Raw genomic sequence first — 16,494 nt, forward strand, 5'->3', positions numbered from 1 at the left:
TAGCCACCCGAACGACTAAACCTCGATTATCTCAACGCCGTTGTCGGTACCGATAATAATGAGATCGGCGAAACCGATGAACAGGCCATGCTCGACGACACCGGGCAGTGTGCTTAAGCTCAGTGCCAGTCTTTCTGGATCCTCAATTTTCCCGAAATCGCAGTCGAAGATGTAATTGCCCTCATCGCTGACAAAGGGGGTGCCGTCCGGTTTTTGCCGGAGGACGGGGGTCGAGCCGAGGGCGGCCAGCCTTGATTTCAATGCCGGGGCGGCAAATCGGATGACCTCAACGGGGAGCTTGAAGGCGCCCAGCACCGGAACCTTCTTTTTTGCTTCGGCGACGACGATCATTCTGTCCGACAGCGACGCCACAATCTTTTCGCGAAGATGGGCACCCCCGCCGCCCTTGATCAGGCGACCTTGCGGGTCGACTTCATCCGTCCCGTCGATTGTCAGGTCAATTTTATCCACTGCCTCCAGTCCGACGATAGGAATGCCGAGGTCGCGGGCCTGTGCGGCGGTTGCCTCCGAGGTCGGGATGCCGGTGATGCTAAGACCGGCCTTGACCTTTGCGCCCACAAGATCAACCATTTTGGCGGCACAGGAACCTGTCCCAAGCCCAACAACCATTCCCTCCCGGATATAGGTGACGGCCTTCTCAGCGGCGGCCTGTTTCTGTTCGTCTTCGGTCATGGTGCTACTTTCATTCTGTGATCAGGCTTTATAACCCGCAAACGGGGCCGGCGCCGCGGTGGGATCGAGGGGCCAGCGGGCCCGCGCCGCAAGATCAAGCGGATCGGTGAGGCCAAGCCTCAACCGCTCAATCCCGGCCCAGGCGATCATGGCGCCATTGTCGGTGCAGAGGTGTCGCGGCGGCACGATGAGCCGGACCCCACGCAGGGCGACGAGATTTTCAAGCTGTCCCTTTAGATACTGGTTGGCGGCGACCCCTCCGGCGACCACCAGACTGGTTCCGGCAGGATATTCGTCAACGAATAGGTCAAGGGCGTGGCTGACCCGGTCCATCAGACTCTCAACGGCAGCTTTCTGGAAGCTTGCCGCAAGATCGGCAATATCCTCGGCGGTTGCTGAGGCCCCTAACTTCTCCCGCGTCCGGCGAACGGCCGTTTTAAGACCGGAGAAAGAAAAATTGCATCCCTCCCGCCCTTTAAGCGGTCGCGGTAGATCGAAACGGTCCGGGTTGCCCTTTTCGGCGGCTTTTTCAACGGCCGGACCACCCGGAAACCCGAGATCCAGCATTTTCGCGGTTTTATCGAATGCTTCGCCGACCGCATCGTCAATGGTGGTGCCAAGACGCCGGTAGGCGCCCACCCCCTCAACGACGAGAAGCTGTGAATGGCCCCCCGACACTAGCAGCAGAAGATAGGGAAATGCTACCTTGTCAGTCAGCCGGGCAGTCAAGGCATGCCCTTCCAGATGGTTGACGCCGATCAGAGGGATCTCCGTCACAGCGGCGATGGCTTTCGCAGTCATCAGACCGACCAGCACACCGCCGATAAGGCCGGGACCCGCCGTCGCCGCCACTGCCGAAAGATCGTCATAGCGGACATCCGCCCGTTTCATTGCCTGATCGACCAGCCGGTCCATGTGCGTCACATGCGCCCGCGCGGCAATTTCCGGCACCACCCCCCCGAAGGGCGCATGCGCCTCTGTCTGCGACAGGACAACGTTCGAGAGGATTTCTCCCGCGCCTGTTACCACCGCCGCGGCGGTCTCGTCGCAACTGCTTTCCAGCCCAAGGACCATTATTTGTTTTATTGGCATTTGTTTTCTATTACGGTGCAAACTGCATAAGCCTCTAACACTTGACGGAATATCCCGCAACATGACGTTTGTTAAAATCTACAAGATCGGTAGTCGGGGAAGTCCTCTGGCACTGGCCCAGGCCGAAGAAACACGCCAACGGTTACTCGATGCACATAAGGGGACGCTTACGCCTGCCCATCTGGAAATCGTGGCGATTAAAACCACCGGCGACAGTATTCAGGATCGCGCCTTGAGTGAAATTGGCGGTAAGGGCCTTTTCGTCAAGGAACTCGAGGAGGCGTTAATCTCGGGAAAAATTGATTTCGCCGTTCATTCGATGAAGGACATGGAAACCGAACTGCCACCCGGGCTGGTCATCGACTGTCTCCTCCCGCGGGAGGATGCGCGGGACGTCTTTATCTCCGCAAGCGGCGCTCGCCTTTCGGAGCTTCCCGCCGGGTCCCTCGTTGGAACGGCGAGCCTGCGGCGTCAGGCCCAGATTCTCAATCGGCGTCCGGACCTCAAAGTTGATATTTTCCGGGGCAGTGTCGAGACGCGGCTCAGAAAACTGTCTGAGGGCAAGGCCGCCGCCACCCTACTTGCTCTTGCCGGCCTGCGGCGGCTTGGCAATGAAGCCGTTGCCACCGAAATCCTGTCCGTCGAAGACATGCTGCCGGCGGTTGCGCAAGGCGCTATCGGGATTGAGCGGCGCGAAGATGATGACCAGGTGGCGCACCTGCTCGCCCCGATCAATGATTCGCCCACGTTTGCGAGGATCACTTGCGAACGGGCGATGCTGGCGGTACTTGACGGCTCCTGCCGGACACCAATTGCCGGATATGCGGAAATTTCAGGAGAGAACGAGCTGTATTTCCGTGCAAGCGTGTTGAAGACGGACGGGACAATCCGCCTCGACGCCGAGGGACGCGGCACAATTGAGGACGCTGAAAAACTTGGTATTGAAATCGGCCGCCAGTTAAAAGACCGGGCGCATGACAACAACCTCACATTTGATATATAGTCGGGACCTATGAAGATACTGATTACCAGACCCGAACCCGATGCCGCGCGACTCGCGGTGATTTTACAGAAAATGGGGCATGAGGGCGTCTCGGCGCCAATGATGACCATTAAAAATCGACCGGGGACGAAGATCGATGTTGACGGAGTGCAGGCGTTACTTGTGACAAGTGCGAATGGCGCACGGGCACTGGGCCGGGCAACTGCTTTTCGCAATGTAAAGGTCTTTGCCGTCGGGGCGGCAACGGCGGAAGCGGTTCGCGCCGAAGGCTTCTCTGACATTTCAAGCGCGGCGGGCGATACCGCCTCGCTCACCGAAGAGGTGATCGGCGACTGCAAGCCTGAAAATGGAAAGCTCGTTCATGTCGCCGGGACGGAGGTTGCAGGAGACCTGGCGGGGGATCTTAAGGCCGCGGGGTTCGACTGTGACCGTGTTGTTCTTTATGATGCGACGCCTGCCCGCGCCATTAGGGGCGACGTTGAGACTCAGATCAAAAACGGCTCAATTGCGGCGGCGCTATTTTATTCTCCCCGGACAGCGGCTATATTCAATGATATTGTGACGAAATCGGGTTTGGCGCCGAAACTGACATTGATCACGGCTCTGTGCCTGAGCAAGGCGGTCGCGGAGAAGTTAGAGACGCTGCCTTGGGCAGGATTGCAAATTGCGCCCGAACCCAATCAGGAAAATCTGCTTGCCCTGGTGACAGGCGTCAAGCAAGCTAATGCGAGCATCGATAACCGCGACAAGCTAAGGGAGCAGGAAGTGGCCGACAAGAACTCTGGTAAGACTGACAATCAGGGAAAGGGAGCGGTGCCGACGACCGATCCGGAGGGCAAAAAGAACCTGAACCACGATAGCACACAAACGGTGAGGAAAGGTTTCAGCGCCACAGAGGGCAACGCCCCCGCGAAAAAGTCCCACGCGGGCTTGATCCTTGTCTTGTTTGTTCTGGTGTTCTGCCTCGGTCTTGGGCTCTGGCCCCTACTATATCCGGCGGTTGCTCAATATTTGCCGCAAGAAACACGCGATATCATTTCTGGCCGGTTTGGTGTCGTCGAGAGTACCACGACTGCGGCAACGACCGACATCCAGGCCGTTCGCGACGACCTCCAGTCTGAATATGCAAAACTTGACGAGCGTGTCAGCAAGCTGGAGACAGCGCGCCCTGTGGCGACAGGATCAGAAACGGCAACCACTGCACCTGCTGAGAGTTCCGGTGATATGGACGCTCGCGTATCGGCGCTTGCCACCCAGATTGAGGACCAGCAGAAAAAGCTGGCGGACGCGCTCGCGGCGCTTGATCAGCAGCAAGCGGCAAGTTCGGGGCCGAGCCCGGAAGTCCAGTCCGACCTTCTCGATCTCAAGAACTCGCTTCTCGATATGAAGACGGATATTGCCCGCCTTCAAGGCTCGCTCACCCGTGAGCAGGAGACGGTGAAAGAACAGGCGACACAACTTTCCTCGCTGCAAGGCACCCTCAAATCTGCGGCTGATAACAAGGCGGCGGACCGCGCCGAAAACAAACGCTCGATGATGTTGCTGGCGATCGGGCAGTTGCAGCGGGAAACCCGCGGGAATGAGCCGTTTGAAAATAGCCTCAAACAGGTGCAGTCTGTGGCGCCCGAAGGCATCGCGGCCGACCTTGAGCCCCTGCAGGAGATTGCCGCCAAGGGCGCGCCGACGATGACATCGCTGCGGCAGGACTTTGCCGCCATTGCCTCCGATATCAGCCAGTCAGCCAAGCTGCCCTCCGAGGAAACCTGGTATGGCAAGACGCTGCACCGGATCGCCTCGATTGTGAAATTCCGTCGGGTCGATGTCACTGACGGCAGCGATGTTGATGCCATCATTGCCAGGGCCGAACAGGACCTCGCGGTGAACGATCTCGAAAAAGCGGTGACGGAGGTGCAAAAGCTTACCGGTCCCGCCGCTGACACAGCGGCGCCGTGGCTGAGCAAGGCGCAGACCCGTCTCACCGTTGAGCAGGCTATTTCCGGGCTGCTTGAAAAGGCGACCACAAGCGCTCTCGCAACACCAACGCAAAACTAGAAGGACGGATATGATGCGGGCTGTTTTCGTCTTTATTTTCATTGCGCTGTTGGCATTTGGCGCGGTCTGGCTTTCGGACTACCCCGGCGACGTGCGTTTGACCTGGGGCGGATATCAGGTGGAAACCTCGATTATTGTCGTGGCGGCGCTGGCGCTGGTTTTCGCTGTGATCGTCGCCTTGATCTATCGCTTCTGGGTCTGGCTGAAGCATGGCCCTGGCCGCATCGGTGAAGTTTTCTCCGCCCGACGCCGGGAAAAAGGACTGGAAGCGCTGTCCAGCGGCATGGTTGCCATCGCGGCCGGTGACGCGGGCGAAGCCCGGCGGCAGGCGGTTGAAGCGGAAAAAAACCTGTCTGGTGAGCCGATGACGCTGCTTCTGGCGGCGCAGGCGGCGGAGCTGAATGAGGATGACCGGGCGGCGCGCGTCTATTATGACCGGATGCTCGCGCGCGCGGATACCGAATTTCTGGGTCTTCGCGGCCTGATAAGCCGGGCCCATAAAGAGGGGGACCTTATCAAGGCCCGCAAATATGCGGAGCGGGCGGAGGAACTCCGCCCGGGGACCGCCTGGGTGCTGAAAGAGCTATACGAACTGGCACTGAAACTGCGTGACTGGGAGGCAGCGGACCGGATCCTCGCGCGAATGTCGAAAGGCAAAGCCGCCAAGGGAGAGGCCGTCAAGCGGGCAAAGGCCGTCATTTCGTACGAACGTGCCCTGGAATGCCGGGAGGCGGGCAAGCGGGAGGAAGCTCTTGCTTTCGCAACAACGGCACATGAACTGGACCCGACCTTTGTACCGGCAGCGGCATTGGACGTGGCATTGACCGCGAGCCTCAGTTCGGCGCGCAAACTGCAGAAACTTATTGACGAAAGCTGGAAGCGGGCCCCGCACCGGGATCTTGCCGAAGCGATCCGCAAGACGGTGCCCGGGGAACAGCCGCCGGACTGGTTCCGCCGCGCGTCCCAAACCGTCGCCCCGAATAACCCCGATCATGTCGAAACCCATATGATGCTGGCGAAGGCCGCCTTTGAATCCCGCGACTGGGGACCGGCGCGCGAACATCTGATGAAGGCGGGGGGCGACAATCCGTCCACGAGCATTCTCCGCATGCTGGCGGCACTTGAGGAAAAGGCCAACGCCGATGCCATCGCGGCGCGGGAATGGATCATTAAAAGTGCGACGGCGCCCCAGGATCCTTTGTGGATTTGCAATGCCTGCGGGCGACAGGAAGAAACCTGGAATGTCCATTGTCCGGCCTGCGACAGTTTCGATTCCTTCACCTGGCGTACCGCTGATCGCGGCGCCCATTCCACCGATGAGGTCGAGGCGGAAATCGTCCAGGAAATTGCGGCGGGGTCATAACAGCGGCAGCAAATCGGCCCTGCACGAAATGCTTGCTCTTGCCCTCGCTTCAGATTATATGTTGCCCCAATTCCACATGCGCCGCTGTAGCTCAGTTGGTAGAGCACCGCATTCGTAATGCGTAGGTCGGGTGTTCGAGTCACCCCAGCGGCACCATTCCTCATTTCAAATATCATTCATTTAGAGTCCGCAACCGGGGCGGAAGCGGGCGCTCGCCGCCTCTGCCGGAGCCTAGATACCGCGCTTGATAAAGCGAATCAGGTTTTCATGCGCTCATAGGTCGGGGCGGTTTCGTCGATATGGTGGAAGGGTTGTTTATCGATCAGGAAGATGGACATATCCGGCTTGTCGAAAACGGACGGATCGTCGAGTGTGCCGACTTTCAAAACAACGGCGCCGGGCCGTGACTTGCTGAGGATATGAGTGCCGCAGTTGGCGCAAAATTCCCGCGTTCTCGGATTTTCAAGGTCGCTCCGCCGGAATATTGCGGGCGCGCCCTCAACATATTTGAAGCCAGCCTCCGGCATGACGAGAAAGGCCAGCGGGTGGCCGCCCGTCATATACTGGCATTCCCGGCAGTGGCAGTTTCCCTTGGCAAGAACCTCGCCCTCCGCTTCGTATTTAAGCTCTCCGCAATAACAATGTCCGGTCAGTTTCATCGTTGTCTCCTTTTTGTTGGCTGTTGTCCGCCGGTGTACCGTCAGGATTTTATCCTTCAATTCTCGATGAAGCCAGCGGCCGTTATCATGATTTTCTTGATTCATCTTTCTCTTTCCGTGCATGTAAATAGCGTCTTGACAAGATCCGAATTTAGGTCATATTTTTGGCTAAGTATCCAGCAGGTTACTTATATGTTCAGGGAGATAAAAAAATGAAACTCGTATTGTCGATGCTTGCCGCCCTGGCGCTATTTGCGATGCCAGCCAAGGCAGAAGAGTATTCTTGGAAACCGGATAAACCGATCACAATCATTGTTCCTTGGTCCGCCGGCGGGTCAACGGACAGTGTTACCCGCGTTTTGGCAGGGGAGCTTGAAGAGGCGCTTGGCCAGACCGTTGTTATTGTTAATCAGTCCGGCGCGGCAGGGTCCGTGGGCACGACCAATGCCTGGCAGGCAAAGCATGACGGCCTGACCTGGGCTGCTGGCGCTGCGATCGACCTTGGTGCCTATCAGGTGCTTGGCATGCTTGATGTGCCGGCGACTGACTGGCGCCTGTATTTGCATATTGCCAATGTGGCGGTTGTCGGCGCCAACCCGGATGCAGGTTATAACGATTTTGGCGACCTGCTTGCTGCGATGAAGGAAAGCCCGGATCAGGTTACCGTGGCAACGGCCGGCGTGACATCGGGCGGCCATAATGCGATGGAATCGATTTCCCAGGCCACCGGCGCCAAATATCGGCATGTCAGCTATGATGGCGGCAAACCAGCAGTTCTCGCCGCCGTTTCCGGTGAAACGAAGATCACGACGCAGCTTGCCTCCGAGCAGGCGGAAATGATTCGGGCCGGTCGCTTGAAACCGCTTGCGGTGTTGGCGGATACACCGCTCGTCATCGAAGGTTACGGGGAAATCCCGTCCATCAAGAAATGGATTCCGGATATCAAAACAGCGAATAACTATTTCGGTATCTGGGCGCCGTCGGATGTCCCCCCGAAAGTGATCGAGACGATGGATGCCGTTTGGAAAAATGTTATCGCCAATTCCAAGGCCCTGAGTGATTACGCTGCCGAGCGCGGTGCGATCCTTGACGCCTCCTATGGCGATGAAGCCCAGGCGGCGATCCTGCCAGCCTTAACGCAGAATGTCTGGCTGCTCTATGATGGTGGCAAGACCAAGACCGATCCGGCGAAATACGGCTTTAAGCGCCCGTAATTGTATCGCCTTCGTAAACCCGCGGAACCCTTGACGCCATTGGCGTCAAGGGTGACTTTATCCGTCACCTGCCTGCGAAATTGAACAGCCAGGTTAGGGACCAGGAAAGCTAACTCATGGACGGCTTAATTTCGTTTCTCGGCGCGGTGGGTTCGATGGTCACAAGCTGGGCCTTAATCGATGTTGTCTGGGCAACGTTGCTCGGGATAATTGTCGGTATGTTGCCGGGGCTGACTGCCACGCTCGGGGTTGCCTTGCTGACAACCCTGACGTTTAAGATGGGCGCTGATCGGGCCATCCTGATTCTCATTTGCACGTATGTTGGCGCAATTTATGGCGGCAGCCGAAGTGCTATCCTGTTAAATATTCCGGGAACCCCGGCGAACGCGGCAACGGCGCTGGACGGGTTTCCGCTGGCCCGTGCTGGCAAGGCCGGTTCCGCCATGGCGGTTGCCACGACGGGGTCGGTGTTTGGCGGGATGGTTGGCATGATCGCGCTCGCCGTTATTGCGCCGCTGCTTGCTGAATTTGCGCTTCGTTTTGGCGCGTATGAGTTTTTCTGGCTGGCAGTTTTTGGAGTTTTGGTTTCCGGCCAACTTACCTCCCTCGATGATCCGGTAAAAGGCTGGATCGCCGGGTTTTTAGGGCTATTCATTGCCACAATTGGTCAGGAGGGGATATATGCGGTGCCGCGCTTCTCTTATGGGTCAACCGACCTTTCCGGCGGAATTGGATTGTTGCCTGCCATGGTTGGCGCCTTCGGTTTTGCGGAAATCCTGACCGTCATGAGACAGGAAGCCTATGAGGCGGTGCGTTCGAAAGCCGACAGCGTCTGGTCGGGCATTCGCGAATCCTATAAATATAAAGTTACCGCCCTCCGTTCCGGGCTGATCGGGACGTTAATGGGACTGATCCCCGGCGTTGGAGAGGATATGGGGGCCTGGGCCTCCTACGCGGCGGCGCGTCAGGCGTCCAAGAACAAGGAAGAATTCGGGAAAGGCTCGATTGAAGGCCTGCTCGCGGCGGAAACGGGGAATAATGCCGCCGTTCCCGGCGCCCTCATTCCGGTCCTGACGCTGGCGGTTCCGGGATCGGCTCCGGCGGCCGTCCTGCTGGCGGCGATGATCATCCACGGGATTCGCCCCGGACCGCTGATCATGATTGAATCGCCCGATTTCGTCTTTTCCGTAGTTGCAATGGTCTTTCTTGCCACCATCGCCATGGGCGTCCTCGGGCTGCTGCTGACGCGGCCGTTGGTCATGGTCCTGAAGGTGACACGCGAACGTTTGATGCCGATCATCTTTGTCCTCTGTACTGTCGGGGCTTTCGCCATTGCCAGCCGGACATTTGATGTCTGGGTCATGCTGTTTTTTGGCTTCTTTGGCTTCATCCTGCGCGAGTTGAAATACCCAATGGCGCCGTTGATCCTCGGCATTGTCCTAGGCGATATTCTGGATAAAAGCCTGAGACGCGGCCTTGTACTGTCGGACGGCGATTTAAGCGCTTTCCTTGTCCGCCCGATTAGTATGGTTCTCTGGGTGACGGCGCTTCTGTTCATCGTGATGACGATGCCCTCCATCCGGACGCAGCTTGGCAAATTGGTCGGCCGTAAATCGAAAGGGGACAGCTTATGAGTCAGCCCTCCATGGACAAGGCCGATTTCGTTTCCTCCATCGTTCTCACGCTCTTTGGGGCCGGCGTTGTTGTCGAGAGCTGGCGGCTGCCGCGGCTCGAAGACCTCAATGTCAATCCCTATACAGTGCCGGGGATTGTTCCCGGCTTTATCGGTATTTTCCTCACCTTGTCTGGTCTTTTCATTTTTATTCGCTCCCTTAAGCGGGGTGGATGGAAATTGCGGGTGACAGCCGATGGCTCGCGCCGATGGATCACCTCGGCCATGGTGAAGCGAACAGTCGTGACGATCCTGATTACCATGGTCTATGCGGTCGTCCTGTTCCCGAACGTGCCATTTGTTATCGCGACACCGATTTTCATTTTCGCTTTTGTTGTCGCCACAGAAACCATGAAATACGGCAAGCTGCCGGGGATGGTAAAATTGCTGACGGCCTTGGTTCTCGCCGTGGTCGCCGGAATTGTCATCAACTATGTGTTCCAGGAACTATTCTATGTTCGTCTGCCGGGAGGCTGAATACCAATGTTATTAAGTCTATGCAATGAAGTCCTTCGGGAATTTCCGTTTCCGGATCAATGCAGGATAGCGGCCGCCCTCGGGTATCAGGGACTGGAGGTTGCGCCCTTCACTTTGGGCGACGATCCTCTTGCCCTCAGCGATACGGTGATACGGGATTGCCGCCGCACGGCCGAGGATCATGGCCTCGCCATTACCGGCCTTCACTGGCTGCTGATCGCCCCCGCCGGATTATCCATCACAACTGATGATCAGGCGCTGCGACGCAAAACCCTGTCCCTGCTGGAGCGGCTGATCGAGATTTGTGCGGCGCTCGGGGGGTCGGTCCTCGTTCATGGATCGCCCGCCCAGCGGATGCTGGACCATGCGGCATCGCCGGAAGCCGCCCGGGAGAATGCTGCCGGGGTTTTTGAGAAAGCGGCGGGTTGGGCGGCGGCGGCGAATGTCACCTATTGCGTGGAACCGCTTAGCCGGAACCAGACCGACTATATCAACACGGTTGAAGAGGCCGCGGGCATTGTTGATGCGATCAATTCCCCTGCCTTCAGGACCATGATCGATACAGCCTCGGCGGGTCTCGCGGAGGAGGAAACTGTGGCGGCCCTCATCCGCAAATGGGTGCCCACGGGGCGGATCGCCCATATTCAGGTCAATGATACCAACCAGCGGGCACCGGGACAGGGCGAGAACGAGTTCACCCCCGTCTTTCAGGCGCTGAAGGACGTTGGTTATGACGGCATTGTCGCCGCCGAACCCTTCGTCTATGAGCCGGACGGACCCACGACCGCAGCGGTTGCGGCCGGATATATTCGCGGCATAATGGAGAATTTGAGATGAGCGGTCCGAAACTTCGTGTCGTCGACAGCCGCGCTGTTGTCCGCAATGCCTTCACCCGGCTTCCGTTCCGCTTTGGCGTCGTCACCATGGAGGCGGCACCGGTCGGTATCCTGCAGATCGAGGTCGAGTTTGAGAAGGGTGACCGAGCGCAAGGCGTCGCCAGTGATTTTCTCGCCTATAAATGGTTTGACAAATCGCCGGAGAAAACACCCGCCGACAATGTTGCTGACTTGCTGCAGGCAGTTCGCGATGCCCGCGCCGTTTATGCCGAAACCGGGATGGGGACGCCCTATGGGCTCTGGTTTTCGACCCGTCAGGAGATCGAGGCAAAATCCCTTGCCCGTGGTTTCAACAGGCTCGGCGCGTCTTTCGCGAGTTCCATGATGGAACGCGCGATAATTGACGCCGTCGGGCGCCATTCAGGCCAGACATTCGATCAAATGGTGCGCAGCAACAGCCTCGCCATCGATCCCGCCGCCCTGTTGAAAGAGGTTACCTACACAGATGTTCTGGGCGCATTACCGGACCGCCCGCTTGACCAAATTGCGCTGCGTCATACGGTCGGGCTTGTCGATCCGATATCGGCGGCAGATAAGGAAGCGGACGCGCCGAAGGACGGTTTCCCAGTCACGCTGGAGGAATATCTCGCCGTTGACAAACTTCGCTACCTGAAGGTCAAGGTCGGCGGTCAAATCGAGGAGGATATCGACCGCTTAAGCCGGATCGCCAAGGTTGTCGGCGCGGCTGACCAGCCCGTCACGATGACCTTTGATGGCAACGAGCAATACAAAAGCCTTGATGACTTCGCCGCGCTGGTAACGCGCATCAAGTCGACCCCGGGGCTGGATCGTCTCTGGCAGTCGGTCCAGTTTATCGAACAGCCGTTGCATCGCGATGTCGCCATGGCGTCACCGCTGGCGCCGGAGACCATGAAGATCATCGGCAAGCCACTTCTGATTGACGAGGCGGATGGCTGGGCGGAGGCCTTTTTTGACGCCATCGAACTTGGCTATGAGGGGGTCAGTCATAAGAACTGCAAGGGCGTGTATCGCTCCCTGATCAACACGGGGCTGGCGGCGGTCCGCAACCGTTTGGGCGGTGAAAAGCATTATTTCCTGTCGGCAGAAGACCTGACCAATCTCGCAGTCGTGCCGCTGCAGGCGGACCTCGCCGTAGTCGCCACCCTTGGCATTCCGCATGTCGAGCGGAACGGGCATCATTATTTCTGCGGCCTCGATCACCTGCCGGAGGCCGAGCGTGAGGCTGCCCTCGCGCGCCACCCCGGATTATATGAGCGTCATGGAAAGACTGCGGCCCTTCGGATTGAAAACGGATCGCTCGATGTCCGATCGCTTCAGGTGCCCGGCCTCGGCGTTGCTGACCATCCGGATCTTGATATCGGCGTACCGGAAGAAGACTGGACATTCAGTATGCTGGAGACAAAGCCATGATTGCGGGTTTCGCAAAATTTGGCAGACCGGCGCATTTTGATGTGAACGGAAATTGCTGATCAGCCATGGATATTGCACAGCCCCGCACCCGCAACCCCGAACGCACCCGCAAGCAAATCCTTGATGCGGCAATCGCCGAATTCACCAACAAAGGAATTGAGGGCGCGCGTACGGAGGAGATCGCCCGCGCGGCAGGGGTCAGCAAGCGGATGCTGTATCACTATTTCAACAGCAAGGACGGCTTGTTTCAGGCGGTTCTGGAAAAAATCTATCTCGATATCCGAAGTGCCGAAGAAAATCTGGAACTGGTCAACCGCGATCCGATGAAGGCCATGGCCGAGCTTTGCACCTTTAGTTTCGACTGGTTCGCGGAGCATCCGGAATTCATTGCTATCCTGAATGAGGAAAACCTGCATGGGGCGACCCATGCGAAGGCGTCAACGTCGGTCCTGACGCTGAATATGCCGCTGGTCAATATTATTTCGAAAGTATTGAAGCGGGGCGAGGAGGCGGGCTATTTCCGGCCCGATGTCGATCCGATGGAGCTTTATATCTCGATCGCGGGCGTCTCTTATCTCTATTTTTCGAACCTCCATACCCTGTCGGAAATTTTTGGCCGCGACCTCTCGTCCTCCGAAGAGCTGGATAAACGGCGCAACCATGTTGTCGATGTTATTCTCGGATATCTGAACCACCCTGTTACGCAACCGGCTATATCGCTCGATATGCCGGGGGCCCAGAGACAAAATGATTGAAAAAATACGTTTTGCAGGAGCGAAATCAACTTGGCTAGATTGAAAGGAAGAATTTGATGGAACGTAAAGTTGGGATCATCATGCATGGGGTGACGGGCAGAATGGGGATGAACCAGCATCTGATCCGGTCCATTCTCGCCATTCGTGCTGAAAATGGCATGCTTCTGCCCGATGGCAGTCGGGTCATGCTGGATCCGATACTTGTCGGACGCAACGCCGCGAAGGTGGAATATCTGGCAAAGGAACATGGTGTTGAACGCTGGACAACCGACCTTGACGCCGCGCTGGCCAATCCCGATGACATTATATTCTTTGACGCGGGCTCAACCCAGATGCGGGCGGAACTGCTGAAAAAGGCGATTGCCGCGGGCAAGCATGTTTACTGTGAAAAGCCGATCGCTGAAAATCTCGAAATTGCTCTTGATCTTGCCCGGACCGCCGAGGCCGCGGGCGTAAAAAACGGGGCGGTTCAGGACAAGCTCTGGCTGCCGGGCCTGCAAAAGCTGAAACAGGCTATCGATAACGGTTTGCTCGGCCGTATTCTCGATGTGCGTATCGATTTTGGCTATTGGGTGTTTGAAGGTGACTGGACTCCGGCGCAGCGCCCCTCCTGGAACTACCGCAAAGAAGATGGCGGCGGGGTTATCCTCGATATGATGTGTCACTGGCGTTATGTCATCGACAACCTGTTTGGGGATGTCAGCTCGGTCGTTTGCCGGGGCGCCATCCATATCCCTGAACGCTGGGATGAAAACGGGGACCGCTACGACGCCACCGCCGATGACGCGGCCTATGCAATCGTCGAGTTGAAAAATGGCGCCATTGTCCAGATTGCTAGCAGCTGGTGCACGCGGGTTCGCCGCGACGATCTGGTGACCTTCCATGTCAACGGAACCCATGGCTCCGCTGTTGCCGGCCTGACTGATTGCCGTATCCAGCCGCGCGAAGCTACACCGAAGCCGGTCTGGAACCCCGATGAGAAGCAGAAAATGAATTTCTTTGATGACTGGCAGTTGATTCCGGAACGCGAGCCTTTTGATAATGCCTTCAAGGCGCAATGGGAGCTGTTCCTCAAGCATGTCATTCTTGATACGCCCTTCCGCTGGACGTTGCGGGAGGCGTGCAAGGGCGTTCAGTTTGCCGAGCTTGCCCTTAAAAGCTGGGAGGAAAAGCGGTTTATGGACATTCCGGAAATGGAGAAATAATCCGATGGTGAGCCTGACCCTGCCAACGCCCGACGGCACAACGGAGCACTATACCCTCAAAGGGACGCCGGTGTTGGCACCCTCAGCGGGCGGCGAGCGTAACCGTATCGCCTATGCCGCCGCGCATGTGGTGGCCGATCCTTTTGCCGATAACGATCCCTGGCTGAAACCGGCCATTGACTGGGACAGAACCATTGCCTATCGCCGTCATCTCTGGGATCTCGGCTTCGGGGTGGCGGAGGCCATGGATACCGCGCAGCGGGGCGGCGGGTTGCATTGGGCGGAAAGCTTGGAGCTGATCCGGCATGCGCTTGAGGCGGCGGGACCTGAGGACAAAATCGCTTGCGGCTGCGGCACCGACCATCTCGATCCGGCCGGCGCCAAGACTCTTGACGATGTTATTGCCGCTTATGAACACCAGATCGCGGCGATTGAGAAGCTCGGGGGCAAGCTCGTCCTGATGGCGAGTCGGGCACTGACCAAAGTCGCCAAGGGACCGGAGGATTACGCGAAAGTCTATGATCGGCTGCTCTTCCAGGTGCGCGAACCGGTGCTTATTCACTGGCTTGGCGATATGTTCGATCCGGCGCTTAAAGGCTATTGGGGATCGGAGGATCTCGATGCGGCGATGCAGACCTGTCTCAGCATCCTCGGGGATCATGCCGACAAGGTGGAGGGGATAAAAATTTCGCTCCTCGATGACAGCAAGGAAATCAAGATGCGCCGTGTCCTGCCGAAAGGCGTGACAATGTATACCGGCGATGATTTCAACTATCCGGCCCTGATCAAGGGGGATGAGAAGGGCTTCAGTCACGCTCTTCTCGGCATCTTCGATGTGATTGCTCCTGTTGCGGCGGCGGCGCTCGATCATCTCGCGGCCGGTGATACGGCGGAATATGACCGCCTGTTCGCCCCGACCGTTCCACTCTCGCGTCATATCTTCAAGGCGCCGACCAATTTCTACAAGACCGGGGTTGTCTTCATGGCCTTTCTCAACGGCCATCAGGATCATTTCACCATGATTGGCGGGCAGGAAAGTGCCCGCTCGACACAGCATCTGGCGGAACTGTTCCGCCTTGCGGATCAGGCCGGCCTCTTTGCCGATCCGGCGGCGGCGGCGGCGCGGTGCGCGGCGGTGATGGCAGTCCGGGGGATTGCGCAGTGACCAGTCCGCACCCGATTGCCGATCATTCCCGCCTGTCGATTAATACTGCGACCACCCGCGCCCAATGGACGCTTAAAGAGGCAATTGATGGGTACGCGAAGGCCGGAGTCAAGGGTATCTCCCCCTGGCGCGACCAGATTGCCGCGATGGGGCTTGCCAACGCGGCCAAGGCCATTCGCGCGGCGGACCTCACGGTCACCGGTGTCTGCCGGGGCGGCATGTTTCCATGGGCCGATGCGGCGGGCCGCGCGGCCATGCTCGATGATAACCGCCGCGCAATTGAGGAGGCGGCGACATTGAATGCGCAGTGCCTTGTTCTCGTGGTGGGGGGATTGCCGGCGGGCTCAAAAGATCTTGCCGGTGCCCATGCGATGGTCGAGGAGGCGATTGCGACCTTGCTACCGGAGGCGCGTGCTGCTGGCGTCTCCATGGCGATAGAGCCACTGCATCCCATGTATGCTGCCGACCGGGCCTGCGTGAATACCCTCGGCCATGCCCTCGATATCTGCGAGCGGATGGGCGAGGGTATAGGTGTGGCCGTCGATGTTTATCATGTCTGGTGGGACACGGAGCTTAAACAGCAGATTGACCGGGCGGGCAAGGACAAGCTGCTCGCCTTCCATGTCTGTGACTGGCTGGTACCAACGCGCGATATGCTGATGGATCGCGGCATGATGGGGGATGGCGTCATCGATATACCGCTCATTCGCGGTTGGGTCGAGGCGGCGGGATATGACGGCTTTCACGAGGTTGAGATTTTCTCCGAGCTTGACTGGTGGAAACGCGAGGCCGGGGAAGTTATCGAAACTTGTAAGGAACGGTGCCTGACAGTTGTCTGATTGACTTAAACTGTCAT

15 protein-coding genes and 1 tRNA gene are annotated in these 16,494 nt (G+C 58.0%); 13 read left to right on the top strand and 3 right to left on the bottom strand.

The features are described 5' to 3' along the window. Positions 1 to 15 precede the first annotated feature (15 nt). Both rpiA and tsaD read right to left on the bottom strand, forming a co-directional pair. Positions 16 to 693: a ribose-5-phosphate isomerase RpiA gene (gene rpiA, locus ACESNI_RS07905; RefSeq protein WP_373086001.1), complete on the bottom strand. Its 678-nt coding sequence runs from the start codon at positions 691 to 693 to the stop codon at positions 16 to 18. A gap of 21 nt (positions 694 to 714) precedes the next feature. After that, a complete protein-coding gene (tsaD, locus tag ACESNI_RS07910; protein ID WP_373086082.1) occupies positions 715 to 1,770 on the bottom strand; it encodes a tRNA (adenosine(37)-N6)-threonylcarbamoyltransferase complex transferase subunit TsaD in 1,056 nt (351 codons plus the stop codon). A 76-nt stretch (positions 1,771 to 1,846) separates the two neighbouring features. Here tsaD and hemC point away from each other — a divergent pair, with 76 nt between their 5' ends. The 4 genes from hemC to ACESNI_RS07930 all read left to right on the top strand — a co-directional run bounded on the left by hemC (position 1,847) and on the right by ACESNI_RS07930 (position 6,359). Then, the gene (gene hemC / locus ACESNI_RS07915; protein WP_373086002.1) at positions 1,847 to 2,788 is read left to right on the top strand and encodes a hydroxymethylbilane synthase; all 942 of its coding nucleotides are present in this window, start codon (positions 1,847 to 1,849) and stop codon (positions 2,786 to 2,788) included. Between the two features lie 9 nt (positions 2,789 to 2,797). Beyond that, positions 2,798 to 4,840 (top strand): uroporphyrinogen-III synthase, encoded by a 2,043-nt coding sequence (locus ACESNI_RS07920; RefSeq protein WP_373086003.1) that lies wholly within the window; start codon positions 2,798 to 2,800, stop codon positions 4,838 to 4,840. A 10-nt stretch (positions 4,841 to 4,850) separates the two neighbouring features. Next, positions 4,851 to 6,203: a heme biosynthesis protein HemY gene (locus ACESNI_RS07925; protein ID WP_373086004.1), complete on the top strand. Its 1,353-nt coding sequence runs from the start codon at positions 4,851 to 4,853 to the stop codon at positions 6,201 to 6,203. Positions 6,204 to 6,283: 80 nt separating this feature from the next. Continuing rightward, positions 6,284 to 6,359, top strand: a tRNA-Thr gene (locus ACESNI_RS07930). A gap of 101 nt (positions 6,360 to 6,460) precedes the next feature. Here the strand turns inward: ACESNI_RS07930 and ACESNI_RS07935 are convergent. After that, positions 6,461 to 6,967 carry a GFA family protein gene (locus ACESNI_RS07935; protein ID WP_373086005.1) on the bottom strand — a complete coding sequence of 169 codons (507 nt, stop codon included), beginning with the start codon at positions 6,965 to 6,967 and terminating at the stop codon, positions 6,461 to 6,463. 107 nt (positions 6,968 to 7,074) lie between these two features. On the opposite strand from ACESNI_RS07935, the gene ACESNI_RS07940 reads away from it, so the two are divergent. The 9 genes from ACESNI_RS07940 (at position 7,075) to ACESNI_RS07980 (ending at position 16,477) form a co-directional block, all read left to right on the top strand. Continuing rightward, a complete protein-coding gene (locus tag ACESNI_RS07940) occupies positions 7,075 to 8,076 on the top strand; it encodes a Bug family tripartite tricarboxylate transporter substrate binding protein (protein ID WP_373086006.1) in 1,002 nt (333 codons plus the stop codon). 116 nt (positions 8,077 to 8,192) lie between these two features. Beyond that, the gene (locus ACESNI_RS07945; RefSeq protein WP_373086007.1) at positions 8,193 to 9,710 is read left to right on the top strand and encodes a tripartite tricarboxylate transporter permease; all 1,518 of its coding nucleotides are present in this window, start codon (positions 8,193 to 8,195) and stop codon (positions 9,708 to 9,710) included. Beyond that, positions 9,707 to 10,225, top strand: coding sequence for a tripartite tricarboxylate transporter TctB family protein (locus ACESNI_RS07950; RefSeq protein ID WP_373086008.1), 519 nt, complete (start codon positions 9,707 to 9,709; stop codon positions 10,223 to 10,225). Before ACESNI_RS07945 ends, ACESNI_RS07950 begins: the two co-directional genes overlap by 4 nt. A gap of 6 nt (positions 10,226 to 10,231) precedes the next feature. Then, positions 10,232 to 11,062 (top strand): sugar phosphate isomerase/epimerase family protein, encoded by an 831-nt coding sequence (locus ACESNI_RS07955; RefSeq protein ID WP_373086009.1) that lies wholly within the window; start codon positions 10,232 to 10,234, stop codon positions 11,060 to 11,062. Further along, the gene (locus ACESNI_RS07960; protein WP_373086010.1) at positions 11,059 to 12,513 is read left to right on the top strand and encodes a mandelate racemase; all 1,455 of its coding nucleotides are present in this window, start codon (positions 11,059 to 11,061) and stop codon (positions 12,511 to 12,513) included. The genes ACESNI_RS07955 and ACESNI_RS07960 overlap by 4 nt, the downstream gene beginning before the upstream one ends. A 65-nt stretch (positions 12,514 to 12,578) precedes the next feature. Beyond that, positions 12,579 to 13,268, top strand: a complete 690-nt coding sequence (locus tag ACESNI_RS07965; protein ID WP_373086011.1) for a TetR/AcrR family transcriptional regulator — start codon at positions 12,579 to 12,581, stop codon at positions 13,266 to 13,268. Between the two features lie 53 nt (positions 13,269 to 13,321). Further along, complete coding sequence (locus ACESNI_RS07970; RefSeq protein ID WP_373086012.1) at positions 13,322 to 14,473, top strand: Gfo/Idh/MocA family protein; 1,152 nt, start codon at positions 13,322 to 13,324, stop codon at positions 14,471 to 14,473. 4 nt (positions 14,474 to 14,477) lie between these two features. Continuing rightward, positions 14,478 to 15,638 carry a dihydrodipicolinate synthase family protein gene (locus ACESNI_RS07975; protein WP_373086013.1) on the top strand — a complete coding sequence of 387 codons (1,161 nt, stop codon included), beginning with the start codon at positions 14,478 to 14,480 and terminating at the stop codon, positions 15,636 to 15,638. After that, positions 15,635 to 16,477 (top strand): sugar phosphate isomerase/epimerase family protein, encoded by an 843-nt coding sequence (locus tag ACESNI_RS07980; protein ID WP_373086014.1) that lies wholly within the window; start codon positions 15,635 to 15,637, stop codon positions 16,475 to 16,477. Before ACESNI_RS07975 ends, ACESNI_RS07980 begins: the two co-directional genes overlap by 4 nt. Positions 16,478 to 16,494: the final 17 nt, after the last annotated feature.

The organism is Sneathiella sp. (assembly GCF_041689005.1).
Taxonomy (GTDB): Bacteria; Pseudomonadota; Alphaproteobacteria; order Sneathiellales; family Sneathiellaceae; genus Sneathiella.

Excerpts from the sequence above, each read along its gene's own strand:
- rpiA (WP_373086001.1), bottom strand. The coding sequence starts at position 693 with ATGACCGAAGACGAACAGAAACAGGCCGCCGCTGAGAAGGCCGTCACC.
- hemC (WP_373086002.1), top strand. The coding sequence starts at position 1,847 with ATGACGTTTGTTAAAATCTACAAGATCGGTAGTCGGGGAAGTCCTCTG.
- ACESNI_RS07920 (WP_373086003.1), top strand. The coding sequence starts at position 2,798 with ATGAAGATACTGATTACCAGACCCGAACCCGATGCCGCGCGACTCGCG.
- ACESNI_RS07925 (WP_373086004.1), top strand. The coding sequence starts at position 4,851 with ATGATGCGGGCTGTTTTCGTCTTTATTTTCATTGCGCTGTTGGCATTT.
- ACESNI_RS07935 (WP_373086005.1), bottom strand. The coding sequence starts at position 6,967 with ATGAATCAAGAAAATCATGATAACGGCCGCTGGCTTCATCGAGAATTG.
- ACESNI_RS07940 (WP_373086006.1), top strand. The coding sequence starts at position 7,075 with ATGAAACTCGTATTGTCGATGCTTGCCGCCCTGGCGCTATTTGCGATG.
- ACESNI_RS07945 (WP_373086007.1), top strand. The coding sequence starts at position 8,193 with ATGGACGGCTTAATTTCGTTTCTCGGCGCGGTGGGTTCGATGGTCACA.
- ACESNI_RS07950 (WP_373086008.1), top strand. The coding sequence starts at position 9,707 with ATGAGTCAGCCCTCCATGGACAAGGCCGATTTCGTTTCCTCCATCGTT.
- ACESNI_RS07955 (WP_373086009.1), top strand. The coding sequence starts at position 10,232 with ATGTTATTAAGTCTATGCAATGAAGTCCTTCGGGAATTTCCGTTTCCG.
- ACESNI_RS07960 (WP_373086010.1), top strand. The coding sequence starts at position 11,059 with ATGAGCGGTCCGAAACTTCGTGTCGTCGACAGCCGCGCTGTTGTCCGC.
- ACESNI_RS07965 (WP_373086011.1), top strand. The coding sequence starts at position 12,579 with ATGGATATTGCACAGCCCCGCACCCGCAACCCCGAACGCACCCGCAAG.
- ACESNI_RS07975 (WP_373086013.1), top strand. The coding sequence starts at position 14,478 with ATGGTGAGCCTGACCCTGCCAACGCCCGACGGCACAACGGAGCACTAT.